Consider the following 24,950-nt stretch of genomic DNA (forward strand, 5'->3'; position numbering starts at 1 on the left):
GTCAGGGCGTTGAGATATGGTTCGATGCGCCCGGCGGCGACACCGAACCGAACCACCGAAACCGTGGCCCGCGGACCGAACCATCGGCCGTACGCACCACAGGATTTGCGGCGCGCCGTCAGCGGACGTTGACTCGCCCGTCCGGGGCTACCTAGTCTCCGAACTGAAATATCAAATTGCACGACCAGCATTTCGTTCCCGTGATTTCCGGGGGAACGGATCCCTGAAGGGACGGCAGGCCATTGGCGATTCCCGCGCCCGCAGACACAGTGATATCCCACGACGCAGGACGTGATCAGCTCGAGTACGCCGATCTCCTCGGGCAATTCGACCAGCCAGGTGCGTGTGTGGCCCGCCTCGACCCCAACCTGCTCGTCCAGCAGGCGAATCAGGAGTTCTTCCGGCAGTTCGGAGGCTCCTCCGCGGATGTGTGCGGCCGCGCCTTCTGCGATCTGGCCCACCCCAGCCTGCGCCAGCCGCTCCGGTATCAGCTCGGCCGGCTCGTCGACGGCACCCGCCGCCGGTTCGCCACCCATGTCGTCGCCTTCGCGGCCGAGGGCATGCCGTTCACCAGCGCGCTCACGGCCGTCCCGGTGCGCGGGGAGACCTCCCGTGTCGCCTCGATCCTGGTCGTGATGCGCTCCGCGGCGGGCTTCGAGGACGCGGATGTCGTCACCCCGCACAAGAAGGTCCTCACCGAGATCGAGGCCCGCATCCTGGAAGGCATCGCCGCCGGGGTCTCGACCGTCCCGCTGGCTTCCCGGCTCTACCTCAGCCGCCAGGGGGTCGAGTACCACGTGACGCGGTTACTCCGGAAGTTGCGGGTCCCCAACCGGGCCGCCCTCGTCTCCCGCGCCTACTCCATGGGGGTGCTCGAAGTGGGCTCCTGGCCCCCGAAGGTCGTCCAGGACTTCGTCAAGTGATGGCTCGTCCGCACCGCGCGCGACGCCACCCGGCCGCCGTGCGGTGAGCGCCCCCGGCGCGGCCCGCGGTTCAGGTGCGGGACTCCAGGTCGCGTGTACGGGACTCCAGATCGCGCCGGGTGTCGTCGCCGTACACCCCGTCCTCGTCGCCGCGGATGCCGTACCACAGCTGGAAGCGGGCCACGGCGGAGGCGAGGCTCTGGTCGTACTGGCCGTTGACCGAACCGCCCGCGTACACGTCCGGGATCCGCAGCAGCCGGGACTGGAGCTCGGAGACCTCGGGGCCGCTGTCCCCCAGGGACAGCACCGCGCCCTGGCCCTCGCCCTGGCCCCCCTGTCCGTCGCCGCTCGGCGCGGCGGCGGAGGCGGTGGGCGCGGCGGGGGCCGACGTACGGCCGGACGGGGTGCCGCTCCCCGGATCCGGCTGCGCCGCGGTGGATCCGTCGGCGCCGGGGACGAGCAGCACGAGCGCGAGCGCGAGACCCGCCCCGACCGCCCCCGCGGCGGCCAGGGCGGCGGGGCGCGACCGGCGCCAGAACGGCGGCGCGGCGGGGGCGGCGTGCGCGGCGGAAGAGTCGGTTGAGCCTGTTGAGCCGTCCGGGGCCGCGGAGGCCGACGCCTCGGTGGCCGTCCGCAGACCGAGGTCGAACTCCTCGGTGTCCGCGTCGCCGAGGTCGTACGCGCGCGGCGGCGTCCCCGAGACCAGCGGACGGAAGAGGTCGAGGTCCTCCATCCAGCCGTCGACCGGCGGGCCGCCCTCCCCGTCGGGCTTCGCAACCGCACGGAAGATCCGGGTCGGCTCGATCACCTGCCGCCCGGTGGGCCGTTCGGGATCGGTTCCGGCAGCCATACAGACCTCCTCTTGCGCCGCGCCGTCAGGACCGGCAGGGCGGTCAGGACCGTAGAGACCATCAAGATGAGATACGGACGGGAGGCCCGGGAGACTCAACCGGAGACGTCTTTGTCGGTCGCGCCACGCCCACGGATACCGTGGCCTGGAGCGAAGGGAGTCGAGACGATGGAACGCGCGACCTGTTGTGTGGTGGGCGGCGGGCCGGCCGGGATGGTGCTCGGGCTGCTGCTGGCGCGCGCCGGGGTGGAGGTCACGGTCCTGGAGAAGCACGGTGACTTCTTGCGTGACTTCCGCGGCGACACCGTGCATCCGAGCACGCTGTCGCTCCTGGACGAACTCGGCCTCGCCGAGCGGTTCGCCGCGCTGCCGCAGCGTCATGTGCACACCATCCAGCTGCCCATCGGCCCGGGCCGCTCGCTGTTCACCGTGGGCGACATCGGCGCGCTGCCGGTCAAGTACAACTACGTCGCGATGGTGCCGCAGTGGGATCTGCTGAATCTGCTGGCGGACGAGGGTGCGCGGGAGCCCTCCTTCCGGCTGCGGATGAACACCGAGGCGACCTCCTTCCTCATGGAGCGCGGCCGGGTCGCGGGGGTGCGCTACCGCACCGCGGACGGGAGCACCGGCGAGCTGCGGGCCCATCTGACCGTGGCCTGCGACGGCCGGGGATCGCTGGCCAGGCACCTGCCCGAGCTGGGGCTGCGGGAGTTCCCGTGCCCGATGGACGCCTGGTGGTTCCGGGTGCCGCGGCACGAGGGCGACCCGCGGGGTCTTGTGGGGAACGCCGGTGACCGCTTTCTGACCGCGATGATCGACCGCGGGGAGTACTGGCAGTGCGCCGCGCTGATCCCCAAGGGCACCGACGCGGCCCGGCGCGCGGCCGGTCTCGACCGGTTCATGGCCGAGTTCGCGGCGGCCGCCCCATGGCTGGCGGACCGCGCCCATGCCCTGCGGTCCTGGGACGAGGTGAAGCTGCTCGACGTACGTCTTGACCGGCTCCGGCGCTGGCACCGCCCCGGGCTGCTGTGCATCGGGGACGCGGCACACGCGATGTCGCCGGTGTTCGGGATCGGCATCAACCTCGCCGTCCAGGACGCCGTGGCCGCCGCCCGCATCCTCGCCGGGCCGCTCGCAGCGGGCGGGGACGGGGTCGGGCTGCGGGAGGTGCGCGAGGTGCAGCGCCGCAGATGGCCGACCGCCGCGGCGACGCAGACGCTGCAGCGGATCGCCCACGCCCGGGTCATCGAGCCGGTGCTGGCCGGCCGCACCCTGCTCGGCGACGGGTCCCGGCCGCCCGGGATGGTGCGGGTGCTGAACGCGGCGCCCTGGCTGAAGCGGGCCCCTGCGTACTTCCTGGCGTACGGCGCACAGCGCGAGCACCCGCCCGCCGCCGCCCTGCGCTGAAACGGTTCGGCACGTATGGCGCTGAGCGGCGGGGGCCCGGCCGCTCAGCGGCCATGGCGCGGGTCCGGCCGTTCAGCCGCGGTGGGGGCCGGGCCGCTCAGTGGCCGCGCAGCCGCTCCATATCGCGCCGGTCGCGCTTCGTCGGGCGGCCGGCGCCGCGGTCGCGATGGCCGACCGCGGCCAGCTCCTCGCGCGGCGGCGGGGGAGGGGAGTTGTCGATGAAACACTCGGCCGCGACGGCCGCCCCGACCCGCTTGCGCACCAGGCGTTTCACCACGACGATCCGTTCGCGTCCGGCGTGGAAGAGCCGTACCTCGTCCCCGGGCCGCACGGCGTGGGCGGCCTTGACGCGCTCCCCGTTGACGCGGACGTGGCCGCCGCGGCAGGCCGTGGCGGCCAGCGACCGCGTCTTCGTCAGCCGTACGGACCAGATCCAGCTGTCGACCCGCACCGGCGCGTTGTCTGAAGCCATGCCTGAAGCCATGTCCTGACTCTATCGGCTCCGTCCAGGGCGGTACGTCCTGCTATATCCGGAATTGCTGTCTAAGGTGCGACGCATGAGCGCACACTTTGACGTCGTGGTCCTGGGGGCGGGCTCGGGCGGCTATGTCGCGGCGATCCGCGCCGCGCAACTCGGTCTGTCCGTCGCCATCGTGGAGGAGCGGTTCTGGGGAGGGGTGTGCCTGAACGTGGGCTGTATCCCCTCCAAGGCCCTGCTGCGCAACGCCGAGCTGGCCCATCTGTTCACCAAGGAGGCCCAGACCTTCGGCATCCGGGTGGACGGGCAGGTGATCCTGGACTACCAGGCCGCCTACGAGCGCAGCCGCAAGGTCGCCGACGGGCGCGTCAGGGGGATCCATTACCTGATGAAGAAGAACGAGATCCCGCAGTACGACGGCCGGGGCACCTTCACCGACGACCGTACGCTGCGGATCGACCTGACCGCCGGGGGAACGGAGACCCTCACCTTCGGCCACTGCGTGATCGCCACCGGCACGGTCACCAATCTGCTGCCCGGCACCTCGCTCAGCGAGCGGGTGGTGACGTACGAGGAGCAGATCCTCAGCCCGGAGCTGCCCGAGAGTGTGATCATCGCCGGGGCCGGCGCCATCGGCGTCGAGTTCGCGTACATCATGCGCAGCTACGGGGTGCGGGTGACGCTGGTGGAGTTCCTGGACCGGATCGTCCCGCTGGAGGACGAGGAGGTCTCCGCGGAGCTCGCGCGCCGCTACCGCAGGCTCGGCATCGACGTGCTCACCTCCACCCGGGTCGAGGCGATCAACGACGCGGGCCCCTCGGTGAAGGTCATGGTGACCACGGGTGGCCAGCGGCAGACGCTGCAGGCCCAGGCGGTGCTTCAGGCGATCGGCTTCCGGCCCCGGGTCACCGGATACGGTCTTGAGAACACCGGCGTCCGGCTGACTGGAACTGCCGGCGGCGGTGGCGCCATCGCCGTCGACGCGTACTGCCGCACCAGCGTGCCGCATATCTTCGCGGTCGGGGACGTCACCGCGAAGCTGATGCTCGCCCACGCGGCCGAGGCGATGGGCGTGGTCGCCGCCGAGACGATCGCGGGCGCGGAGACCATGGCGCTGGAGTACGTGATGATTCCGCGGGCGACCTTCTGCCAGCCCCAGATCGCCAGCTTCGGCTGGACCGAGGCCCAGGCCCGGGAGCTGGGCTTCGATGTGCGGGTGTCCAAGTTCCCGTTCACCGCGAACGGGAAGGCGCAGGGGCTCGGGGACCCGGCCGGCTTTGTGAAGCTGATCGGGGACGGCCGCCACGGCGAGTTGCTGGGTGGCCATCTGATCGGCCCTGAGGTCACCGAGCTGCTGCCGGAGCTGACGCTGGCGCAGCGCTGGGATCTGACCGCCCACGAGGTGGCGCGCAATATCCATGCCCATCCCACGCTCTCCGAGGCGGTGAAGGAGGCCGTGCACGGCCTCGCCGGGCACATGATCAATATGTGAGCCGCCCGGGGCAGGTCCTGGTCACGCTGTCAGCGGCGGTGCATATGTTCCAAATATGCTAAAAAGGCCAGATGAAGGTGGGTTCGGCGCTACGCTCCCGCAGTGTCGCCGGACAGGCGTTCGCCCTGCTGCTGGCGATCATGGCGCTGCTCGTGGTCTCCGCGGGCGTCGCGCTGGTCCTGCAAGCCCGAAACAGCGGCGAGAACCAGGCCCGGGGCCGCTCGCTCGCCGTCGCCCACTCCTTCGCCCGCGCCCCGGGAGTCCTCGCCGCCCTCAGGTCCCACGACCCCAGCGCGACGCTCCAGCCCTTCGCCCAGCAGGTCAGACGGGACGCCGGCGTCGACTACATCGTGGTGACGAGCCCGAGCGGCATCCGCTACACCCACCCCAACCCCCGCGAGATCGGCAAGCACGTCGACCGCCCCCTCTACCCGGCCACGGTGGGCCGAGCCTTCACCGACAAGGTCCCCGGCGTGACCCTCGCCGCCCCCTCCATCCGCGCGGCGGTCCCCGTCACCGACGCCAGCGGAAAGGTGATCGCCATCGTCAACGCCGGGATCACGATCCCGAGCGCACGCAGCTCGGTCGACCGCCAGCTGCCCGTCGTACTGGGATCCCTGGGCCTGGCCCTCGGGCTCGGCGCCGGCGGGGCCGCGCTGGTGAGCCGACGGCTGCGGCTGCAGACCCGTGGCCTCGGGCCCGCCGAGATCGCCCGGATGTACGAGCACCATGACGCCGTGCTGCGCGCCGTACGGGAAGGGGTGCTGATCGTCGACGGGGAGGGAAGGCTGCTGCTCGCCAACGACGAGGCGCGCAGGCTCCTGACCCTGCCGCCCGACGCCCAGGGGAAGCAGGTGACCGACGTGGGCCTGCCGCGGGACACCGCCGCCCTGCTCGCCTCGGGCCGGCCGGCCACCGATGAGATCCACGAGGTGGGGGAGCGGCTGCTGGCGGTCAACCAGCGCCCGGCCTGTCGGCGCGGACAGCCCTGGGGCAGCGTCGCCACCCTGCGCGACACCACCGAGCTACAGCTCCTGACGGACAAGGCCGACCGGGCGCGGGAGCGCCTGGCGCTGCTGTACGACGCCGGCGTCGAGGTCGGCACCACGCTCGACATGGTGCACACCGCCCAGGAGCTGGCCCAGGTCGCCGTGCCACGCTTCGCCGACTGCGTAACCGTCGACCTGATGGAGTCGGTCCTGCGCGGCGAGGAGCCCGACCTCTCCGACACCCGGATGCGCCGCGTCGCGATCTGCGGTCGTGAGGACTGCCCGCCGAACCTGATGGGCGAGCCGATCGGCTCGGTGACCGTCCCGCTCACCGCGCGCGGCGTCATCCTGGGCCGGGCCGACTTCTGGCGCTCGGCGCGCGCGGCGCCCTTCGAGGACGACGATCTCACCCTCGCCGAGGAGCTGGTCAGCCAGGCGGCCGCGTACATCGACAACGCCCGCCGAACCGGGCGCGAGCACGCCACCGCACTGGCGCTGCAGCAGAGCCTGCTGCCCCGCGAGCTGCCCGAGCACGAGGCCGTCGAGGTCGCCCACCGCTATGTGCCCGGGCACGGCGGGGTGGGCGGGGACTGGTTCGACGTCATCCCGCTGTCCGGGGCCCGTATCGCCTTCGTCGTCGGCGATGTCGTCGGTCACGGTCTGCACGCCGCCGCGACCATGGGCCGGCTGCGCACCGCCGTGCACAATTTCTCCTCGCTCGACCTGCCCCCGGACGAACTGCTGAGCGCCCTCGACGAGGTGGTGGAGCACCTGGACCAGGAGGAGGCCGTCGCGGACGGCGCGTCCCCCGGCGCCGGGGTCGCGGGCGCCACCTGTCTGTACGCGATCTACGACCCGGTCGTCCGGCGCTGCTCCCTGGCGCGGGCCGGCCACCCGCCGCCCGCCCTGGTGCGCCCGGACGGCGCGGCGACCGTGCTGGACCTGCCCGCCGGACCGCCGCTGGGCCTGGGCGGGCTGCCCTTCGAGACCGCCGAGGCCGACCTCCCCGACGGCACCCGCCTGGTGCTGTACACCAAAGGGATCCTCCAGGCCGGCGGCGTGGATGTCGACACCGGTCTCGACCGGCTGCTCGGCGCGCTGGCGCGCGCCGACCCCGACCCCGAGCGCACCTGCCGAACGGTGATGGAGGCCCTGCCGCCGAACCACCCCACCGACGACATGGCGCTGCTCGTCGCCGGCGCCACCGGCCTGGCCGAGGACCACATCGCGTCCTGGGACCTTCCGTCGGACCCCGCGGTCGTCGCCGATATGCGGGCCGCCGTGGACCGGACCCTCGCGGACTGGGGCCTGGAGGAGGCGGCCTTCACCACCGAGCTGGTGGTCAGCGAACTGCTCGGCAACGCCATCCGCCACGCCTCCGGCCCCATCCGGCTGCGCCTGCTCCGCGACCGGGCCCTGATCTGCGAGGTCGCCGACGGCAGCACCACCGCACCTCATCTGCGGCGGGCCGCCAGCACCGACGAGGGCGGGCGGGGGCTGTTCCTGGTGGCCCAGATGGTCGACCGCTGGGGCACCCGCTACACCAGAAGGGGCAAGGTCATCTGGACCGAGCAGACGCTGCCCTTCGAGCCCTCCGCGGCGTCCCTCTCCTCCGTGTTCGCCCTCAGCTGATCACCGCTGCCGTGGTGGCCAGCAGCTCCGGGAGGGTGCCGGTGAACTCGGGCATCAGCCGCATGGCCACCGCCCAGCCTTCCGGATCCTTGCCCAGATGGGCGGCGATCAGATCCACGGCCTCCTGGCGGACCCGGCACAGCTGCTCATCCATGCCGTCCGCCGACTCCTGGGGGCGGTTCGACGCGTACTTCGCCAGGTAGGTCGCGGCCACGCGGGCCGGCCGCGCCTCGTGGAGGATCTCCGACAGGGTCAGCTGCCCGTAGGACACCGCCGTGTTCAGCCAGTCCTGCTGGATGTACGCGGGCAGCTGGTGGTGGCGCAGCAGCTCCAGGGCGGTGGGGCGCGGGCCGGTGAGCCGGTGCGGATGGGCAGGGTGCCCCTGGCGCATTTCCGCGAGCCGCCAGTCGGGGCGCAGCTCCTCCGGGAAGTCGTCCCGCTTGGCCAGCTCGACCAGCAGCGCGTCCGGCAGCGGATCGCGGCCGTGCTCGGCCAGCAGCTCCGGCCACGGGAGGTCCGGGCCGGTCTCCTCGGACAGCCGCTCAAGCGCCGCGGCGAGCTGATCGCGCCGCCCCTCGGCCGCGCCGCGCAGATACCCCGCCTGGCTTGCGGGCGACTGGGCATGCGCGAGCCGGTCGCGCAGCTCGGCCAGGCCGTCCGGCGCCTCGAGCGCGGATCGGACGATCTTCTGGGTGGACGCCGGCAGCGGGTGCTTCTTGCTGCGCCGCTCGGGGAACTCGGTCTCGTCCAACAGCGCGCGCACCTCCTCCGCGCCGTGCCGCTCCCACAGCCGCACCAGCAGGAGCAGCTGCCCGGCGAGCGTATGCAGCTTGATCTTGCCGAGCAGGATGCGGGCCAGCCGCGGATCGCCGGCCTCGACGATCGGCAGGAGCCAGTGGCGGCGCCCGCTGTTCCGCAGCTCGATGAACACCTCCTCGGTGAGCGGCAGCGGCCCCTCACCGCTGTCGGGACGGCTGCGCCGGCCGGACAGGATCTGTCGGCGCTGCCCCGGGGTCAGCGGGGTGTTGATGTACAGCTTGGCGTTGATCTCGGGGTCGTCGTGGAGCAGCAGCTCCCCGATGATGTCCTCCGGCAGCTCCCAGCTGGAGGCGAGCCCTGCCAGTACGGACACCCCGTGCAGCGCGATGAAGCGGTCGCGCAGGGCGGCCGAGGGCTGGTGGTGGACCAGCAGATGCTGGACGGTGCGCTGGTCCAGGTGTTCCGCGAGCGCCAGCTGGACGTCCTCGGTGGCCAGCTGGTACAGCTGCAGGAACACCGCCCGGGCGCCTTCCGGCGCGCTCACCGGGTACTCGGGGGCCAGCGGCCGGGGCCAGGGTTTGTTCCGGTGCTTGGCCGTCTGCTCGCGGGCCGCGGCGACCAGCTCCGTGGGTGTTCCGGCGAAGCGGGGCAGCAGCGAGTACAGGGCGCGCCAGGCGGCGAAGTCGTCGCCCAGCTCGGCCACCAGGCGGGCCAGTGCCTCGCGGACGGGAGCCTCGTCGTGGGGCAGCGAGTTGAGGACCGTGCGGGCAGGGCGGATCTCCGCCAGCACCCGTGTCACCTGATACTCGCCGCTGTGGATGCCCCGGCCCAGCAGTTTGGCCAGGTTGAAGCGGGAGTAGGAGTCGTTCCAGTCGCCATCCGTGAGGAGCTGCCACGGCAGCGGGGAGGTGCCGGGGAGATGGCGGGGCGCCTCCCTGTAGGCCGCCAACACGATCTCGTCCGGGCAGTCCTGGCGGGCCGCCAGCATGAGGAGCGCGCCGTTCGGCAGGGGCTCCCGCCGGTGCTCCGCCAGCAGCGGTTCCCAGTCCACGTGGCCCAGAGGGAATTCGTCGCGGGTCCACTTCACCTCGCGCAGCCGGCTCACCAGGGCCGCCCCGGACAGTGCCGGGGCACTTGAGGCGGGCGCGGGCGCGGCGGTCTCGTCGGTGGCCTCGGACACCGAGGCACTCTCCAGCACGGCCGCCGGGTCGGGCGCGGCCACGGCCCGGCGCACCAGCTCCGCCACCACGGGGCGCAGCGCGGGCAGTTCAGCGAGCTCGGCCAGCTCGGCGACGCCGCCGTAGGTGAGCATCGCCCGGCAGGCCGCCAGCTGATCGTCCAGCCCTGCCCGGTCGCCGAGGGATTTCAGGGCGTGGCGCACGACGCTGGGGAAGGGCGCGCGCAGCGCGGGGAGGAGCTTCGGGCCGGTGGCGTTCAGCAGATACTCCACCAGCCCGTCCGGCTCATACCAGTCGGGGTCGTCCAGATTTCGCTTCGCGCCCTCCACCACCGCGGCCTGCAGTGTCTGGCGGTCGCCGTACCCCTGATAGAGCCGTGGGCCCAGCGCCGTATAGCCCAGCGAGGCAAGGCGCAGCAGCACCGGTTCGCGCTCGGGCGTCAGCGGACACCCGGACAGGGCCCAGATCATTTCGGCGTCGCCGGTGGCGAACATCTCGTCCACCAGATAGTCGGGCAGCGGTTCCCGCCCGGCCACCAGCGCCATGGCCTCCTCGCGCAGCCGGGCCATCAGATCCGGGGCGAGTGCGGGGCCGGCCAGCCGGAACGTGGCCGAGAGCAGGGATTCGTCGAGGGTCGCCACGCCGGGTGTTCTCCGATCGTCGAGAAGAGTGCAGGGGAGCAAGAAGGGGGAGGGACGGGAAGAGGGGGCTCAGGGGGTCGCGGACAGCTCGGACATCCTGGACAGCGCGCCGATCCAGAACCGCTGCCGCTCCGGGGTCTGCCCCACCAGATGAGCGGCGCGCAGCTTCGGCGGCATATGGCGCAACAGCCGCGCGACCACCTCGGCGTGGCGCTTCAGCTGCGAGACCTCGGCGTTGGCGAACACCTGGTGCACCAGATCGGTGTCATTGGTGCCCTCGGACGAGCTCTCACAGGCCGCCGCCAGCCTGGCCTCCCACTCCGCCACATCGCGCGCCAGCTCCTTCAGCCCGATGACCTTCTGCCCCAGGCTCTCCGACAGCCGCGCCTCGAGCTGGGACAGCGGCACCGGGGCGTACTCCCCGTCGCCGAGGTAGATCAGCCCGGTCTCCAGCGGCTGCCCGGCCAGATGCAGCTTGATCAGCCGCTCCAGGGTCCGCTTGGTGATCCACTCCCGGCCCTCGTCGTCGATATCGCTCTTCCACCACTCCAGCGCCGTCTCGGCCACCTCGCCATAGGTGTCGATCAGCCACTGATTGGCGGGGATGTCCTGCGGGCTCACCTCGTAGCTGACCGTGAAACGGCTGGCCTGCGCCACGTTGTTGCTGCTGACCAGCAATTTGCGGCCGAGGTGGTACGGCGGGTTCTGCAGCGCTATCTGGGCGCACAGCCCCGGAATCGGCCGGCCGGCCAGCGACCACTCCTGGGTGATCTCCATCAGCTTGGCGAAGGTGGCCTTGTCCTTGGGCCGGTTGTACTCGTCCCAGACGATCACCTTGGACTCGGGCCCCATGAGCGAGCGGCTGAGCAGCGTGTCCAGGGTGCCGTCGGGCGTCGGGATCGGCACGCACAGGTCCTCGACATTGGTCACCGGCAGCGAGAAATAGACCGGGTCGCGCCCCGTCTCCTCCCGGACCACCGCCTTGGTGATCTCCGTCTTGCCGCAGCCGGGCGGGCCCTGGAGCAGCACGGACCAGTTCTCCCGGACGGCGGTGCGCAAAATGGCGCGCACCGGATCCGCGATGGTCGAGGGGTTCGGGCAGCCGACGGCGGCCGCGATGCCGTCCAGGATCTCCGCCGTGCGGTCGGGGCCCGGCTTGCCGTCCGACTTCATATCCCGCAGGCGCAGCCGCTGACCGCCGACCAGCGGCAGCGCCCAGGACAAGGGAAACCCGGCGCGGGCGCAGTCCAGCACATGCTGGAGGGTGCGCGGCGACAGCAGCGAGCGCAGCCGCGGGGTCAGCCCGGCCCAGAGCCGGAACACCTCGGTCAGGTCCCAGTTTTCGTAGCGCTCGGCCAGGTTCTGCCGCCAGGCGGTGTCATTGGCGGTCACCCGCAGGGTGACCATACGGTCCAGCACGGCCAGATCGCTGCGCCGGGCGCTGGTCTCGGCCAGCGACTCGTTGTCGGCGAGGAAGACGCCGACGCAGCCGAGCTTGCGCAGATCGTGCTCGCCGAGCGTCCAGTTGCAGGCGATCTGCATCAGCTGGGACTGAATGGTCTCACCGGCCTGCAGCGAGTCGTCGATCAGCAGCACAAAGGGCTTACCGGGGGTGAGCTGACGCATAATCAGCTGGGTGAGGACCAGCTCACCGCTGTGCTCGTCCCGCACCGGCGCGTTGACCAGCAGATCGTCCGGGGTCAGATTGGCCGCCGGGACCAGGATCACCTCGGTGCCGGGGTGCGCCTCGGGGACGTAGGAGAGAAACGTCGACGTCTTGCCGATGCCGTGCTCGCCGAAGACCTGCCCGGTCTGCCCCATGGCGATCATCGCGCTGATGAACTGCTCAAGACGGGCGCCGCTGCCCGGCCCGGTCCGCCGCGCCGTCTTCTGTGGCTTCGGCGTCTTCTGCGGTTGCCGCGCCGTCCGCCCCGCCCGGTCGGCGGACCCGTCCTCCGTGGTCGGTGCCGTCGTCTCCACGCTGCTCACAGTGGTCTGTTCCCTCGTTGTGTGTCTGTCGATGTGCGAAACGGTCAGCCGACGAGTCGGCCGTCAGCTGTCACCGGTGACCACCCGGTGGCAGGCCATCGGCGGATCGTGCCGCTCCGGCCAGTCGTCCCCGCCGTCCGTGATCAGCCAGATCCACCGGTCGGGGTGGGCCGGGGTGACCTTGGGCGCATAGCCGTCGGTGACCATGATCACCGCGTCGGCCCGTTCCTCGAACCGCCGCCCGTTCACCTCCAGTCGGCCCTCGACATAGTCGACGACCAGCTGGAAGTTCGTCCCGCCGCCGCCGAGCACCCGCTCCCCGGGGACGAACGGCATCACGGCGCCGTCGAAGCTCAGCCAGTGGCTCTCCACCCCGTCGGTCCGGCCCACCAGCGAGGTGATCCAGTCGACCACCTGCTGCGGCATCGAACCCGAGGTGTCCAGCGCGACCACCACCACCTTGGTGCGCTCCGCGCCCCGCCGGGAGAGCATCGGGTCATGGCCGAGCGCCAGCAGCACGGCCCCCTGCTTCTTCGGATAGACCAGCCGCTCGCCCTCGCGCAGCTTGGAGGCCAGCACATCGGAGAGCCAGCGCCGCCACCACTCCACCCGCCGGGTCCGCGGGGTCTCACCGCGCAGCGCGGCCAGGCCCATCCGGCCCCACATGCGCTCCAGCCGTTTGCCGCCCCCGGCGGTGCGGTCCGCCAGGGCCAGCATCTCCTCCCGGGCGATGCCCTCGCCGCGCAGCGCCGCCCGCATCGCCTCGCTCAAGGTGGCGTCGACGATGGAGGACAGCGTCTCCTCGTCCATCGGCAGGCTACGGCCCGCCCCTTGGCCCTGCTCGGCCCCGGCCAACTGCATATGGATGCACACCGCGGGCGGTACGGGCGGCCGGCGCATCCGCTTGAGCTCCCCGTACACCCCCAGGTCGGTGTCGACGAAGTCCCGGTAGGACAGCGGCGTCAGGCCCTGCTCGGACAGATCGGCCACATACTGCCCGTGCACCTCGCGCGGGTCGACGCCCACCGGCTCCCGGCGGGTGCCCCCGAGGCCGTCCGGCACCTCCTGGGCGGGCAGCTCCGTACGCCCAAGACGGACCATGGCCACATGGTTGATCGCCACCTCGGCGGCCAACTCGAAGACCGGGTCGGCGCGCAGCTCCTCGTCCACGTACAGATGGCGGTGGATCAGATGGCGCGCCTCGTGGAACAGCACGAACCGCACGCCGCTCGGCCCGATCCGGACGAAAAACTCAGGGTTGTACAGCAGCAGGCAGCTGCCGTCGCCCACGGCCACCACCGCCGCCGTGTCCACCGCCGCGGTGGCGATCTGGTGGTGGCACTTGGCGTACAGCCATGAGCCCACCACGCTGTCCTTGACCCCGAAGTCCAGCAGCGCCGCCTCCTTGAGCCGACGGCCCTCCTCCGCCACCGCCGGATCCGCCACCTGACACTCCAGCAGCGCCCGGCGGTCGCGCAGGTCGATCACCCCCCGCGCCGCGGCATGCCGGCTCTCCCCCGTCACCCGTGCCACTTGCCCCCCTTTATCCCGCACGTTCATCCCGCATGCCGCTTTTCCGCATGCCGCGTTCCGGCGCGGCCCTGACCGGCTCCGCTACCAAGAACGTTATCCACCGGGTCTGACAGCGCCGCCCCGGGTCCGCCGCCCCGGCCCCGCCGCGCCGGATCCAGCCGGGGCCGCCGCGCTCAGACCACCATCGGCCGGTCGGCCGGGGTGACGGGGGCCGGGAGCGTCGTGGAGCCCGCGAGATAGCGGTCCACGGCCGCGGCGGCGGAGCGGCCCTCCGCGATGGCCCATACGATCAGCGACTGGCCGCGGCCCGCGTCACCCGCCACGAAGACGCCTTCGCAACCGGTGGCGAACCCCTCGTCCCGGGCGATATTGCCCCGGGCGTCGAGTTCCAGGCCGAGCTGGGCGATCAGACCGCCGTCCCGCTCGGGACCCGAGAAGCCCAGCGCCAGCAGGACCATGTCCGCCCGCAGCACCCGCTCGGAGCCCGGTTCGGGCCGCCCGTCCGCGTTGACCCCGACCAGCCGCAGCGCCCGGACAGCGCCCGTCGCGCCTCCCGGGCCAGGGCGCGCCCCTTCAAAGCGGATCGTGGCGGCCGAGAACAGCCGCGCGTCCACATCGGCGTCCGGGGACGCGCCCAGCTCCTGGGCCTCCTCATGGGCGGCGGACATCCGGTAGATCTTCGGGTGGACCGGCCAGGGCTGGTCCTCGGGCCGCTCGGTCCCGGGCCGGACGTGGATGTCCAGCTGGGTGACGGAGGCGGCGCCCTGGCGCAACACGGTGCCCAGGCAGTCCGCGCCCGTGTCCCCGCCGCCGACGATCACCACATGTCTGCCCTCGGCCGTGATCGGCGGCCGGGCGAAGTCGCCCTCCTGGACCCGGTTGGCCAGCGGCAGATACTCCATCGCCTGGTGTATTCCGGCCAACTCCCGCCCCGGCACCGACAGCTCCCGCCACGCCGTCGCCCCGACCGCGATGACCAGCGCGTCGTAACGGGCCCGCAGCTCGGCTGCGTCCACGTCGGTGCCCACGCCCACGCCCGTACGGAACTTGGTGCCCTCCGCGAGCATCTGCGCCAGCCGGCGGTCGAGGTGGCGCTTCTCCATTTTGAACTCGGGGATGCCGTAGCGCAGCAGACCCCCTACCCGGTCGGCCCGCTCGTACACCGCCACCGTGTGTCCGGCGCGGGTCAGCTGCTGGGCCGCGGCCAGGCCCGCCGGGCCCGAGCCGATGACCGCGACGGTCTTCCCGGACAGCCGCTCCGGTGGCTTCGGGGTCACATAGCCGCTCTCCCACGCCCGGTCCACTATGGCCCGCTCGACGTTCTCTATCGTCACCGCGGGCTGGTTGATGGCCAGCACACATCCGCTCTCGCAGGGCGCCGGGCACAGCCGGCCGGTGAACTCCGGGAAGTTGTTGGTCGCGTGCAGCCGCTCGCTCGCCCGCCGCCAGTCGCCGCGCGAGACCAGCTCGTTCCATTCGGGGATGAGGTTTCCCAGCGGGCAGCCCTCGTGGCAGAACGGGATGCCGCAGTCCATGCAGCGCCCGGCCTGCGCGCCGACGATCGGCAGCAGACCGCCGGGCACCTGCACCTCGTTCCAGTCCCGCACCCGCTCGGCCACCGGGCGGCGCGGCGGAAGCCGGCGAGGTGTGGAGAGAAAGCCTTTCGGGTCGGCCATGGCGGCATTCCTTACCCGTGTCTGTCCGTGTCACGGACCGGCCGCTTGGTGGCGGGCGCACCGTGGACACCACGCCTTTCCCCACTGTACGTCCGGCCGCAAGGGCGCCCATGCGGCCGCCACCTGCGGCCACCGCGCAGTCGGCGCATGCGCGATCGCCGCCCGGTGATGTTCCCCGCACGCTGGAGGAGACGCGCGGAAAGAGAGACGAAGGGAGCGGCGTCATGGCCTGTGGATCTCGCGGATCGACGCCCCTGTGGGCCGGCGAGGCCAGCTGGTTCTGCTGCGGCAACTCCTGGGGCCCGTGCGCGAGCACGGGTGGCGGCGCGTGTGGCACCTGCCGGTCCGGCGAGCTACAGGCCGCGTGGCCGCACGCCTCGCGGGAGTGCTGGGAGATCACCCGGCCGGACCTGTGCGGGGAGGACATACCGAAGCGTGGCTGTGGCAGCGTACTGACCGTCCGCCACCAGTGCTCCGACGCGTCGGTGTGCGTGACGATCACCGACTGCGGCCCGCGCACCAAGAGCTTCTGCTCCGAGAAGACCTGCTGCGACGGGGTCTGCCGGACCAACCGGGTCATCGACCTCACGCCCGCGGCCTTCTCCGCCCTCGGCAGCCTCAGCTCCGGCACCCTGCCGGTGCTGATCGACGAGTGACGGAGGACCCGGCCATGACCCCGCCCCGACCGGCCCCCGGCCGCCTCAACGACCCTGCGGACCACGGCAGACGGCGGTTTCTGACCACCGTGGCCCTGGGTGGCGCCACCATCGTCGGCGCGACCTCGCTGGGTGCCGTCGACGCCGACGCCGCCTTCACCGCGCCCCTTGAACCCCTGGACCCGGCCGTCGCCCGGAGCGCCTTCGTGGAGGGCCGGATCCAGCGGATCGACGGCAGTGTGCTGGACATCGCCGGATCCCACGGCGACCGGGCGCGGGTACGGCTGACCAACGCCACCAGCGTCTGGAAGGCGGGGGTCGCCACCGCCGAGCAGATCGAGGCCGGTGACGGGCTGTACGCCCGTGGTGTCCCGATGCCCGATGGCACCGTCGCCGCCGACGCGGTGTGGGTCAACATCGTCAACCTCTACGCCACCGTCCGCGGCATCGAACAGGACCGGCTCCATCTGACGCACGGAGCGCACCGGATCGTCGGCCATCTGTCCCCGGCCACCACCAGCGCCTCGTACGCGCGCACCGCCCCCACCTCCGATCTGTCCCGGCTGCGGGTGGGCGACGGCGCCCAGGTGCTCGGCGCGTGGCGGCCCGCGGACGGGGCCGTGGACATCGTCCGGGTCTCGGTCGGGCCCCCGCCGCGGAGAGTACGGTGATCGCCCCGCCCGCCGGGGCGGCCCCGCTGCTGACCGCCGGGCTGCTCGGCTGGACCGGCGTGGCCAAGCTGTGGTCCCGCCGCCTGACCCGCCCGGCGCCGCCCGCCGCGCTCGTCCGGCTGTCGCACGGCGCCCGCCCGGCCGCGCTCGCCCTGCGGCTGCTCGGCGTACTGGAACTGCTGCTCGCCATCGCGCTGCTCACGCTGCCCGGGACCGTGGCCCCGGGGGTGGCGGCAGCCGTCCTCGGCGTGGGCTTCACCGGCTATCTGGGCTACGCCCGCCGGGCCGCACCGGGCTCGTCCTGCGGCTGTACGGGGAGCGGTGCGGCCCCCGTCACCTGGCGCGCCTTCGCCCGTGCCACCGCCCTGGCCGCGGGTGGCGCGGTGGCGGCCGTGGCGGCGTCGGCGGGGGAGCCCTGGTGGGCCGCGGTGGCGCGGCGGCCGGTCGGTTCGCTGTGCCTGGTCGGCGGCGGCGCGATCGGCCTCGTGGCGCTTTCGGCCGACGGCCGTGCGGGCTGGTGGTGGCGCGGCGTTCGGGCGCGTGGCCTTCGGCGGCGGGGCGCCGGGCCGCCGCCGCTCGCCGGGCCCATGGACGGCGGCGTGGTCCCGGTGGCCGCCACGGTCGAGCTGCTGGAGCGCTCGCTGGCCTGGCGGGCGGCGGCCCCGGTGGTGCGGTCCGCGCTGCTTGACCACTGGGACGACGGTGGCTGGCGCGTCCTCCAGTACTCCGGGGTGCACGGCGGGGGCCAGGGCGCCAGGCCGGTCTTCGTGCTCTTCGCCGTGGACGCCGCGGCCAGCCTGGACACGGTGGCCGAGCCCGCGGTCCGCGTCGGTGTCGTCGACGCGGACACCGGAGAGCCGGTGGCGGCCCCCACCCGGCCGCTCCCCGGCAGGAGTCCAGGGTCTGACTAGGGCCCGGACGACGCGGCGAGCAGGGCGGTGTCGTCGTCGACGCGCCCGGGGGCGTGGAGCAGGCCCATGGACCGGTCGATGATCCGCTGCGGGTCGAGCCGCTCCGATTCGGACAGCCCCGCGCAGGTCGCCCGCAGGGCCGCCAGCCCCGCGTCGACCGAGAGCCTGCTGTTCTCCACCAGACCGTCGGTGTACAGCAGCAGCCCGGCGCCGGCCGGCAGCCGCGTCGCGTGGTTCTCGGGCGCCCCCTGCGCCAGCCCCAGCGGGGCGCCCGGCCGGGTCTGCAGAAAATCGGTGGCCTCGCCCGCCACCACCAGCGGCGGAAGGTGTCCGCCCGACGCCCACCGCAGCCGGCGGGTCCGCGGCTCGTACACCGCGTACAGACACGTCGCGAAGTGTTCGACGTCCAGCGACCGCAGATACGCGTCCAGCTTGGCGAGGAGCGTGCCCGGGGCGGCGCGGTCGAGCGCGAAGCCGCGCAGGGCGGGACGCAGTCGGCCCATCACGGTCGCGGCGTCTACGTCGTGGCCCATCACATCGCCGATCGCCAGCCCCATGGCCCCGCCGGGCAGCGCGATCACGTCGTACCAGTCGCCGCCGATCTCCGTACCGGTGGTGCTGGCCCGGTAGTAGGACGCGGTGCGCAGTCCGGGCACCTGGGGCAGGTGCTGGGGCAGCAGCGCCCGCTGCAGGGTCAGCGCCAGCCGGCGCTCGTTGCGGAACCGGGCGGCGTTGTCGTAGGCGAGGGCCAGCCTGCCCGCGAGGGATTCGAGGTGCCTCCGGTCCCCCTCGCGGTACGCCGGCCCGCGCCTGGCAACGGCCAGCGCCCCGAGCCTCCGGCCGTGGGCGACCAGCGGTACGGACAGCACGGTGTCGGGTGGGGGCGTCCGGGCGCGGCCGGCGCCGAGGCTTTCGCCGAGGGCGCGCTCCAACTCCATCGGTCCGACCGTCCGCTTGCCCGAGACGAACACGGACTGCTCCGCCCGCGGGTCGGTGAACCGGATCCGGATCTCGTCGGCGAGGGCCGGAATCAGCACCTCCGCCGCGGTCTCCAGCACCTGCGGCGGGTCGAGGCTGTCGGAGAACAGCATGCTCGCCTGGGCCAGGGAGGTGAGCGCGGCCGCGTGGCGGCGGCTGTCGGTGAGCACCTGCTCGCGCAGGCGCGACAGCTCCAGGTTGGCGCGCACCCGGGCGAGCAGCTGGCGGGCGGAGAAGGGTTTGGCGAGATAGTCGTCGGCGCCCGCCCGCAGGCCCTGCACCGTCGCTTCCTCCCCGGCCCTGGCGGTCAGCAGGATGATCGGCAGGCGGGCGGTCCGGGGATCCGAGCGCAGCGCCCGTACGAGCGCGAATCCGTCCAGCCGCGGCATCATCACATCGGTCAGCACCAGGTCGACGGGGCGCGACAGGGCGGTATCCAGCGCCGCCCGGCCGTCCCCGACCAGCAGCACATCGTGGTCCGGGCCGAGCAGTTCCTTCAGATAGCAGCGCACATCGGCGTTGTCGTCGGCGACCAGCAGCAGCGGCCGGCGGGCGCCGTCACCTTCGGGCGAAGCCACCGGGATCCACTCCTCGGCGGGGACCGGGGCGGCGGCGGTGTCCTTGGCGGTGTCCGCGGTCAGGTCCGCGTCGCTGCGCAGCCAGTGCAGCGCCTCCCCGGCATAGGCAGCGATGCGCTCCTGCCGGGCGGTCCCGTCATGACCGAGAGGGGCGCCGGTAGTGCCCGCCGCGAGATGGGCGGTGCCGAACGGCACCTCTACGGTGAATGTGCTGCCCTCGCCCGGCCTGCTGCTCACCGAGACGGTGCCCGCGTGCAGCTCGACCAGGTCCTTGACGAGCGCGAGGCCGATGCCACTGCCCTCGTGCGAGCGCGAGCGCGCCGCGCGCACCTGGTGAAACCGGTCGAAGAGATACGGCAGCTCCTCCGGGGGCACCCCGGTGCCGGTGTCCGCCACGGTCAGCCGCGCCCGGTCCCCGGCCGCGGCCAGCCGCACCGTGACCCCGCCCGCGAAGGTGAACTTGAGCGCGTTGCTGAGCAGATTGAGGACGATCTTCTCCCACATCTCCCGGTCCACATGCACCGGTCCGGGCAGCGGGGGACACTCCACCCGCAGGCTGAGCCCCGCCAGGTCGAAGGCGGAGCGGAACACCGCCGCCAGCTCCGCCGTGACACGCGAAAGATCCACCGGCTCGAAGTGGCCCCTCAGCCGTCCGGCCTCCGCCCGGGAGACATCGAGCAGCGTGTTGACCAGCTTCAACAGGCGCAGCGCGCTGCGCTCGGCGAGTTCGAGCTGTCTGCGCCGCTCGGGCCGGTCCTCCACCGAGAGGGCCTGCTGCACGGGCCCCAGCAGCAGGGTCAGCGGGGTGCGGAACTCATGGCTGACGTTGGCGAAGAACGTCGTCTTGGCGCGGTCCAGCTCGGCCAGCGCCTCCGCGCGCAGACGGTGCTCCTGCTGGGTGTGCGCCGCCGCCAGCGCCGCGCTCACACCGCGGGCGAGCACATCGTAGAAGTCCTGGTAGGAGGCGTTGACGGGCAGCTTGGGGTTGACCCCCATGACGAGTACGCCCGCCACCTCGTCCGAGCGGAGCAGCGGATGGACCAGCGCCTTCTGCCCCGGCCACCCGAGCAGCGAACCCGGCAGCCAGGCAGGGGCGGCGCCCTCGACCACCGCGGCCAGCCGCGCCGCGAGCCCGCCTTCCTCGGCGGGCTCCTCCAGCCGTAGGTCCTCGGCCGGTCCGGCGGCGTCCGCCGCCACGGCCGTGGCGGCGGACAGCCGCAGCCTTCCGGGGCCTGGCGCCAGATAGACCGCGGTGAACGGCACGTCCTCGCGGTGGCCGTCCAGCACCTCCGCGACCGTACGGGCGACGTCCTGCGGGGTGAGCAGCCCGGCCGTCCTGGAGCCGAGGGCAGCCAGCAGCCGTAGCCGCCGCTCGCTGAGCACCCGGGCCGTGGTCTCGGTGACGACGTGCAGCACACCGCCCACCGTGCCGTCCGGCTGCATGATCGGCTGGAAGGAGACGTCGTAGTAGGACTGCTCCAGGAAGCCGCGCCGGATGAGCGTGACGCCCATGTCCGTGACCATGATCGGCTTGCGGCTGTCCACCACGGAGCGGAAGAGCGGCCCCGTGGTCGTCTCCCAGTTCTCCGGGAACACCTCACTGCACGGCTCGCCCAGCGCCCCCGGGTGCTTGCTGCCGATGACGGCGGCGTAGCTCGCGTTGTACAGCATCCGGAGTTCGGGGCCCCAGAACAGCGCCATCGGCTGTTCGGAGCCGAGGGTGATGCGCAGGGCCTCGGTCAGCCGGGCAGGCCACGTGTCCGTACGCCCCAGGGGGGTCGCCGCCCAGTCGATGCCGCTCATCAGGCTGCCCAGCGAACCGCCCGCGGCGAACAGCTCCTCCACCGTTGAGTGCTGCCTCTCGGGCCCGTTCATGGAGTCGGCTCTCCTCAGTCACAGTGTGGCACAGCGGTGCCGCGATGAATCGTTGGTACGGTCTGCTGAGTGCGCGGGCCCACACCGCGGGACGACGGATCACCGCGAGACGACGAACCGCCGCGCGGCAGACGGGCGCGGCGGGACCACGAATCCCCCTTCAAACGGCTGCACGAGGCCTTCCACGCCTCCCCGATGGGGCGTGGATGGCGGCGCGGCAGCGAGTTCGAACTGCTCCACCGCGCCATGGGTTTTGCCGCGCTCGGGTTCCTCACCCTCGTACCGCTGCTGATCGTGGTCGCCGCGGCCGACCCGGTGAACCGGCAGGGGTTCGCCCAATGGCTGGCCGAAGGGCTCGGGGTGTCCGACGGGTCGCGGGACGAGGTGCGGCGGCTGTTCGCTCCGCCGCGGCAGGCGTTGGAGACCACCACGGCGTTCGGTCTGGCGACGCTGTGCGTGTTCGGCCTCCGGTTCGGCGCCGCGGTGCAGACCGGCTACGAGAAGGTGTGGGAGCTGCCCCCGGGCCGCTGGCACACCATCTGGCGCCATCTGGTGTGGCTCGCGGTGCTCATCGGCTACCTCCTGTTGTCCTCGCACCTGGGGCCGGGGTGGCGGCTGGGGATCGGGATCGTGGGGACGGTGGCGTTCTTCTGGTGGTCGCAGCGCGTGCTGCTCGGCGGGCGGATCGGCTGGGGCGCCCTGCTGCCCGGAGCGCTGGCGACCGGGCTCGGGCTGTTGGGCCTGCGGATCTTCTCCCGGCTGGTGTTCTCCCCGCTGATCGCCTCCAGCGCCGTCTCGTACGGCCCGGTCGGCACGGTCCTGGTCGTCCAGTCCTGGCTGGTCGGCGTCGGCTTCGTGGTCTTCGGCGGGGCGCTCCTCGGCAGGCTGCTGCACGAGGAGTGGGTGCTGATGACGAACCGGCGCCGACACGGGAAGGGCTGACCGTACGGGGTGCTGGTCACACGGATGGCCAGGATCTGTCGCGGCGCCACGATCTTGGTCGGATCCTCTCCTTACATGACACATGGGCATTGTCGGCCCTGTGCTTTGCAGAGGAGATAAGCGCCATGCATCACCTGAAGCGTGCCGGCCTCAGCGCGGCCACCGGGCTTGCCGCCCTGCTGGCCTGCGCCGCCCCGGCATCGGCCGTGGGGGACGACAACTACGACCCGTCCCATCGAGAGACCCTCTTCCATCTGACCACACAGCCGGTCGACCAGAGCTACCTGGACCTCGACGGCCTCGGGCCGAGCCAGGGAGACGAGCTCATCATCAGCGGAAACGTGCTGCAGAACAGCCAACAGGTGGGCACGTTCAGTGAGGTGTGCACGATCACCCGGGTCGCGCCCCCCGACGAGAGCGACCTGCTGTGCGAGGGCACTCTCGTGCTGCCGCAGGGCCAGATCACCTTCCAGGGACGGTTCACGATCATGGCCGGTGGCCCCTCGGACGTCACTTTGGCCATCACGGGAGGTACGGGCGTCTACCGCACCGCACACGGCTTCATCCAGGCCGTCAACCCGGGCGCCGCCCAGACGGAGATCGTCGTCCACCTCATCCCCTGAACAGCGGAACACGCTCGTACGGCGGACCCGGGCGCGAAGAGCGCGGCCCGGGTCCGCCGGTGTCAGATCTCGCGGGCGCGGGCCATCAAAGAGCGTCCGATGAGAGCACATGCCACGGCCGCGAAGGCGAGCAGCGTCAGCATCCAGGGCCAGGCGGAGCCGAACCCATTGAGCGCCCCGTCCCGGATGCAGCGGATCCCGTACGTCACCGGATTGGCCCAGGACAGCCAGCGCAGCACGGGCGCCATCTGTGGCGCGGGATAGAACGAGGGGCTGGCGAACAGCAGCGTGGGCGCGAGCACGTTGATGGTCACCGTGAAGCGCTGGAAATCCTTGAACAAGGTGGCGAGCAGCAGATACAGACCGTTGAACGCCATCGACGCGACGGCGATCCCGCACAGGATCGCCACCCAGTGGCTCGGCGGCCAGCGGAAGGTGAAGACGAGGAGGGACACCCCCAGCGCGGCCAGGCTCTGCGCGAGGATCAGCAGCGTACTGACGATGAGCTTTCCCGCCACATAGCTGCCGCGCCGCAACGGATAGGACCACAGTTCCACGTCCATCCGCCCCAGACGCTCCTGGAAGAGGGAGGTGCCCGCGGTGGTGGCCGCCGCGAGCATCGAGGAGAGCAGCAGGGCGGGGACGGCGAATTCCGGGTAGCTGACAAGACGGCCCTCGTACCGCACGTCCCCGATCAGACGGGACAGGGAGGTGGCGAAGAGGAGCAGGTACACGGCGCTCGGGGTGATGGCGAGCAGCAGGTTGGTGCGGTTGCGGGTGAGCAGCAGATACTCGCGGTACATCGTCGCCGCGATGTCACCGCGCAGCAGCGTCGGTCCCGTGGCCGGTCCCGATACGAGGTCAGCCGTCATGTCCGGCCCCCACGAGGGTCAAAAAGGCGTCCTCCAGTGACGGTGTGCGGTACTCGACCGCCCCGATGCCGATCCCCAGCGCCTCCGCACGGGTCAGCAGCGCGGGGAGGCGGGCCCGTATGCCGTGGCCCCTGACCTCGACCTCGCCCTCGCCGGCCGTCATCCGCAGCGGTGGCTGCGCCCGGCCGAGCACGGCCTGCAACGCGTCGGTGTCCTGTGGGCGCTCCGGGCGCACCAATGCCACCTGGCCGCCGAACCGCTCGGCGAGTTCGCGCGGGGCCGCGAACTCGACCAGCCTGCCGTGGTCGACCACCAGGACCCGCCGGCAGTTGCGCTCCACCTCCTCCACATAGTGACTGGTCCACAGCATGGTGGTCCCACGTTGGCGGCGCAGTTCGTGCAGCAGCGACCACACCTGGCGGCGGCCGCCCACATCCAGCCCGGCGGAGGGCTCGTCGAGCAGCAGCAGCGGTGGATCGCCGAGCAGCGCCCGAATGACCTGGAGGCGCCTTCTCTCCCCTCCGGAGAGGGTGAAGGTGAGCTGGCCGGTCTTGCCGTCCAGTCCGAAGGCGGTGAGCAGATCGTCCACCTGGCGCCGGACGTCGCGCCAGCGCAGCCCCTTGTATCTGGCGGCGGTCCGCAGATTGTCCAGGGCGGGCAGCATCATGTCGAACGGGCCGCTCTGGTGGACGACGCCGATCCCGCGCTTGACCGCCCCCGTGGGCCCCGCGGGGTCGGCCCCGAACACCTCGACGGCGCCCCGGGTGGGGACGGTGGCCCCGCAGATCATCTTGATGAGCGTGGTCTTCCCGGCCCCGTTCGGGCCCAGCAGACCGATGACCTCGCCCGGTTCGATGGCGAACGACAGATGGCTCACCGCGTCGTGTGCCATGCCGTCGTACCGCTTGACCAGCTCGTGCGCATGGACCGCGGGCGTCATGCCGACGGGCCCGCGGCCCCGGACGCGGCGACGTCGTCGGCCACGTCGGCCACGTCGGCCACGTCGGCCACGTCGGCCGTGTCGGTCAGCAGAAGTCCCTGTCCCGCCAGCGTGTCCAGGAACTCGCGCACATCCCGCACGACCACGGCCGCCTGCCCGGTGTCCTCGGCGGCGTACCGCTGCGCCATCTGAGACGCGATGCCGGCCGCGTCGGCGGGATTTCCTTCGGACACGAGGAGCCATAGCTCGGCACCCGTGCTGTTGAGGGTCTGGAACTCGCCTGAATGGCCGTCGTAGAGCCGCACTTCGCCGTCGTCGGCCATCCAGACGACGTCGGGGGCGATCCGGTAGCGCATG

At 72.3% G+C, this 24,950-nt stretch carries 19 protein-coding genes; 9 read left to right on the forward strand and 10 right to left on the reverse strand.

Annotated features, from left to right (window positions below; all coding sequences use genetic code 11):
- Window positions 1–269: 269 nt before the first annotated feature.
- The gene (locus tag ACH4U7_RS34585) at window positions 270–923 is read left to right on the forward strand and encodes a LuxR C-terminal-related transcriptional regulator (RefSeq protein WP_398531728.1); all 654 of its coding nucleotides are present in this window, start codon (window positions 270–272) and stop codon (window positions 921–923) included.
- A gap of 70 nt (window positions 924–993) precedes the next feature.
- Here the strand turns inward: ACH4U7_RS34585 and ACH4U7_RS34590 are convergent, their stop codons facing one another.
- On the reverse strand, window positions 994–1,773 hold the full coding sequence (locus ACH4U7_RS34590) for a peptidoglycan-binding domain-containing protein (protein WP_398531729.1): 780 nt from the start codon (window positions 1,771–1,773) through the stop codon (window positions 994–996).
- A gap of 168 nt (window positions 1,774–1,941) precedes the next feature.
- Between ACH4U7_RS34590 and ACH4U7_RS34595 the strand changes: the two genes are divergently transcribed.
- Window positions 1,942–3,180, forward strand: coding sequence for an FAD-dependent oxidoreductase (locus ACH4U7_RS34595; RefSeq protein ID WP_398531730.1), 1,239 nt, complete (start codon window positions 1,942–1,944; stop codon window positions 3,178–3,180).
- A gap of 97 nt (window positions 3,181–3,277) precedes the next feature.
- On the opposite strand, the gene ACH4U7_RS34600 is transcribed toward ACH4U7_RS34595, so the two are convergent.
- Window positions 3,278–3,652 carry an RNA-binding S4 domain-containing protein gene (locus ACH4U7_RS34600; RefSeq protein WP_398531731.1) on the reverse strand — a complete coding sequence of 125 codons (375 nt, stop codon included), beginning with the start codon at window positions 3,650–3,652 and terminating at the stop codon, window positions 3,278–3,280.
- Between the two features lie 85 nt (window positions 3,653–3,737).
- Between ACH4U7_RS34600 and lpdA the strand changes: the two genes are divergently transcribed.
- Window positions 3,738–5,150: a dihydrolipoyl dehydrogenase gene (lpdA, locus tag ACH4U7_RS34605; protein WP_398531732.1), complete on the forward strand. Its 1,413-nt coding sequence runs from the start codon at window positions 3,738–3,740 to the stop codon at window positions 5,148–5,150.
- A 71-nt stretch (window positions 5,151–5,221) separates the two neighbouring features.
- Window positions 5,222–7,771, forward strand: a complete 2,550-nt coding sequence (locus tag ACH4U7_RS34610; protein ID WP_398531733.1) for a SpoIIE family protein phosphatase — start codon at window positions 5,222–5,224, stop codon at window positions 7,769–7,771.
- On the opposite strand, the gene ACH4U7_RS34615 is transcribed toward ACH4U7_RS34610, so the two are convergent.
- From ACH4U7_RS34615 to ACH4U7_RS34630, 4 genes are all read right to left on the reverse strand, one after another.
- Complete coding sequence (locus tag ACH4U7_RS34615) at window positions 7,764–10,349, reverse strand: hypothetical protein (RefSeq protein WP_398531734.1); 2,586 nt, start codon at window positions 10,347–10,349, stop codon at window positions 7,764–7,766. The two genes, ACH4U7_RS34610 and ACH4U7_RS34615, sit on opposite strands and share 8 nt — an antisense overlap.
- 69 nt (window positions 10,350–10,418) lie before the next feature.
- Window positions 10,419–12,338: an AAA family ATPase gene (locus tag ACH4U7_RS34620; protein WP_398531735.1), complete on the reverse strand. Its 1,920-nt coding sequence runs from the start codon at window positions 12,336–12,338 to the stop codon at window positions 10,419–10,421.
- Between the two features lie 63 nt (window positions 12,339–12,401).
- Window positions 12,402–13,826 (reverse strand): hypothetical protein, encoded by a 1,425-nt coding sequence (locus ACH4U7_RS34625; RefSeq protein WP_398531911.1) that lies wholly within the window; start codon window positions 13,824–13,826, stop codon window positions 12,402–12,404.
- Between the two features lie 218 nt (window positions 13,827–14,044).
- Window positions 14,045–15,547, reverse strand: a complete 1,503-nt coding sequence (locus ACH4U7_RS34630) for a glutamate synthase subunit beta (protein WP_398531736.1) — start codon at window positions 15,545–15,547, stop codon at window positions 14,045–14,047.
- A 224-nt stretch (window positions 15,548–15,771) separates the two neighbouring features.
- Here ACH4U7_RS34630 and ACH4U7_RS34635 point away from each other — a divergent pair, with 224 nt between their 5' ends.
- Genes ACH4U7_RS34635 through ACH4U7_RS34645 form a run of 3 tightly spaced genes read left to right on the forward strand, consistent with a single transcriptional unit; the run spans window position 15,772 to window position 17,785 of the window.
- The gene (locus ACH4U7_RS34635; protein WP_398531737.1) at window positions 15,772–16,203 is read left to right on the forward strand and encodes a septal ring lytic transglycosylase RlpA family protein; all 432 of its coding nucleotides are present in this window, start codon (window positions 15,772–15,774) and stop codon (window positions 16,201–16,203) included.
- Window positions 16,204–16,217: 14 nt separating this feature from the next.
- The gene (locus ACH4U7_RS34640) at window positions 16,218–16,874 is read left to right on the forward strand and encodes a cell wall protein (RefSeq protein ID WP_398531738.1); all 657 of its coding nucleotides are present in this window, start codon (window positions 16,218–16,220) and stop codon (window positions 16,872–16,874) included.
- Window positions 16,871–17,785 carry a MauE/DoxX family redox-associated membrane protein gene (locus ACH4U7_RS34645; RefSeq protein WP_398531739.1) on the forward strand — a complete coding sequence of 305 codons (915 nt, stop codon included), beginning with the start codon at window positions 16,871–16,873 and terminating at the stop codon, window positions 17,783–17,785. Before ACH4U7_RS34640 ends, ACH4U7_RS34645 begins: the two co-directional genes overlap by 4 nt.
- On the opposite strand, the gene ACH4U7_RS34650 is transcribed toward ACH4U7_RS34645, so the two are convergent.
- Window positions 17,782–21,216, reverse strand: a complete 3,435-nt coding sequence (locus tag ACH4U7_RS34650) for a SpoIIE family protein phosphatase (protein WP_398531740.1) — start codon at window positions 21,214–21,216, stop codon at window positions 17,782–17,784. The genes ACH4U7_RS34645 and ACH4U7_RS34650 overlap by 4 nt on opposite strands.
- Before the next feature lie 195 nt (window positions 21,217–21,411).
- On the opposite strand from ACH4U7_RS34650, the gene ACH4U7_RS34655 reads away from it, so the two are divergent.
- Window positions 21,412–22,158, forward strand: coding sequence for a ribonuclease BN (locus ACH4U7_RS34655; RefSeq protein WP_398531912.1), 747 nt, complete (start codon window positions 21,412–21,414; stop codon window positions 22,156–22,158).
- Between the two features lie 125 nt (window positions 22,159–22,283).
- The gene (locus ACH4U7_RS34660) at window positions 22,284–22,781 is read left to right on the forward strand and encodes a hypothetical protein (protein WP_398531741.1); all 498 of its coding nucleotides are present in this window, start codon (window positions 22,284–22,286) and stop codon (window positions 22,779–22,781) included.
- Between the two features lie 62 nt (window positions 22,782–22,843).
- On the opposite strand, the gene ACH4U7_RS34665 is transcribed toward ACH4U7_RS34660, so the two are convergent.
- Genes ACH4U7_RS34665 through ACH4U7_RS34675 form a run of 3 tightly spaced genes read right to left on the reverse strand, consistent with a single transcriptional unit; the run spans window position 22,844 to window position 24,949 of the window.
- Window positions 22,844–23,653: an ABC transporter permease gene (locus ACH4U7_RS34665; protein ID WP_398531742.1), complete on the reverse strand. Its 810-nt coding sequence runs from the start codon at window positions 23,651–23,653 to the stop codon at window positions 22,844–22,846.
- Window positions 23,643–24,593 carry an ABC transporter ATP-binding protein gene (locus tag ACH4U7_RS34670; RefSeq protein ID WP_398531743.1) on the reverse strand — a complete coding sequence of 317 codons (951 nt, stop codon included), beginning with the start codon at window positions 24,591–24,593 and terminating at the stop codon, window positions 23,643–23,645. Before ACH4U7_RS34670 ends, ACH4U7_RS34665 begins: the two co-directional genes overlap by 11 nt.
- Entirely contained in the window at window positions 24,590–24,949 is a 360-nt protein-coding gene (locus ACH4U7_RS34675; protein WP_398531744.1) for a PqqD family protein, read from the reverse strand. Before ACH4U7_RS34675 ends, ACH4U7_RS34670 begins: the two co-directional genes overlap by 4 nt.
- Between the last annotated feature and the right edge of the window lies 1 nt (window position 24,950).

It is taken from the genome of Streptomyces sp. NPDC020845 (assembly GCF_044334165.1).
GTDB lineage: Bacteria > Actinomycetota > Actinomycetes > Streptomycetales > Streptomycetaceae > Streptomyces.

Coding starts and splice junctions, on each gene's coding strand:
- ACH4U7_RS34675 (WP_398531744.1), bottom strand. CDS start 24,949: ATGCGCTACCGGATCGCCCCCGACGTCGTCTGGATGGCCGACGACGGC.
- ACH4U7_RS34590 (WP_398531729.1), bottom strand. CDS start 1,773: ATGGCTGCCGGAACCGATCCCGAACGGCCCACCGGGCGGCAGGTGATC.
- ACH4U7_RS34655 (WP_398531912.1), top strand. CDS start 21,412: ATGGGGCGTGGATGGCGGCGCGGCAGCGAGTTCGAACTGCTCCACCGC.
- ACH4U7_RS34660 (WP_398531741.1), top strand. CDS start 22,284: ATGCATCACCTGAAGCGTGCCGGCCTCAGCGCGGCCACCGGGCTTGCC.
- ACH4U7_RS34650 (WP_398531740.1), bottom strand. CDS start 21,216: ATGAACGGGCCCGAGAGGCAGCACTCAACGGTGGAGGAGCTGTTCGCC.
- ACH4U7_RS34600 (WP_398531731.1), bottom strand. CDS start 3,652: ATGGCTTCAGACAACGCGCCGGTGCGGGTCGACAGCTGGATCTGGTCC.
- ACH4U7_RS34635 (WP_398531737.1), top strand. CDS start 15,772: ATGGCCTGTGGATCTCGCGGATCGACGCCCCTGTGGGCCGGCGAGGCC.
- ACH4U7_RS34665 (WP_398531742.1), bottom strand. CDS start 23,653: ATGACGGCTGACCTCGTATCGGGACCGGCCACGGGACCGACGCTGCTG.
- ACH4U7_RS34670 (WP_398531743.1), bottom strand. CDS start 24,593: ATGACGCCCGCGGTCCATGCGCACGAGCTGGTCAAGCGGTACGACGGC.
- lpdA (WP_398531732.1), top strand. CDS start 3,738: ATGAGCGCACACTTTGACGTCGTGGTCCTGGGGGCGGGCTCGGGCGGC.
- ACH4U7_RS34630 (WP_398531736.1), bottom strand. CDS start 15,547: ATGGCCGACCCGAAAGGCTTTCTCTCCACACCTCGCCGGCTTCCGCCG.
- ACH4U7_RS34595 (WP_398531730.1), top strand. CDS start 1,942: ATGGAACGCGCGACCTGTTGTGTGGTGGGCGGCGGGCCGGCCGGGATG.
- ACH4U7_RS34610 (WP_398531733.1), top strand. CDS start 5,222: ATGAAGGTGGGTTCGGCGCTACGCTCCCGCAGTGTCGCCGGACAGGCG.
- ACH4U7_RS34640 (WP_398531738.1), top strand. CDS start 16,218: ATGACCCCGCCCCGACCGGCCCCCGGCCGCCTCAACGACCCTGCGGAC.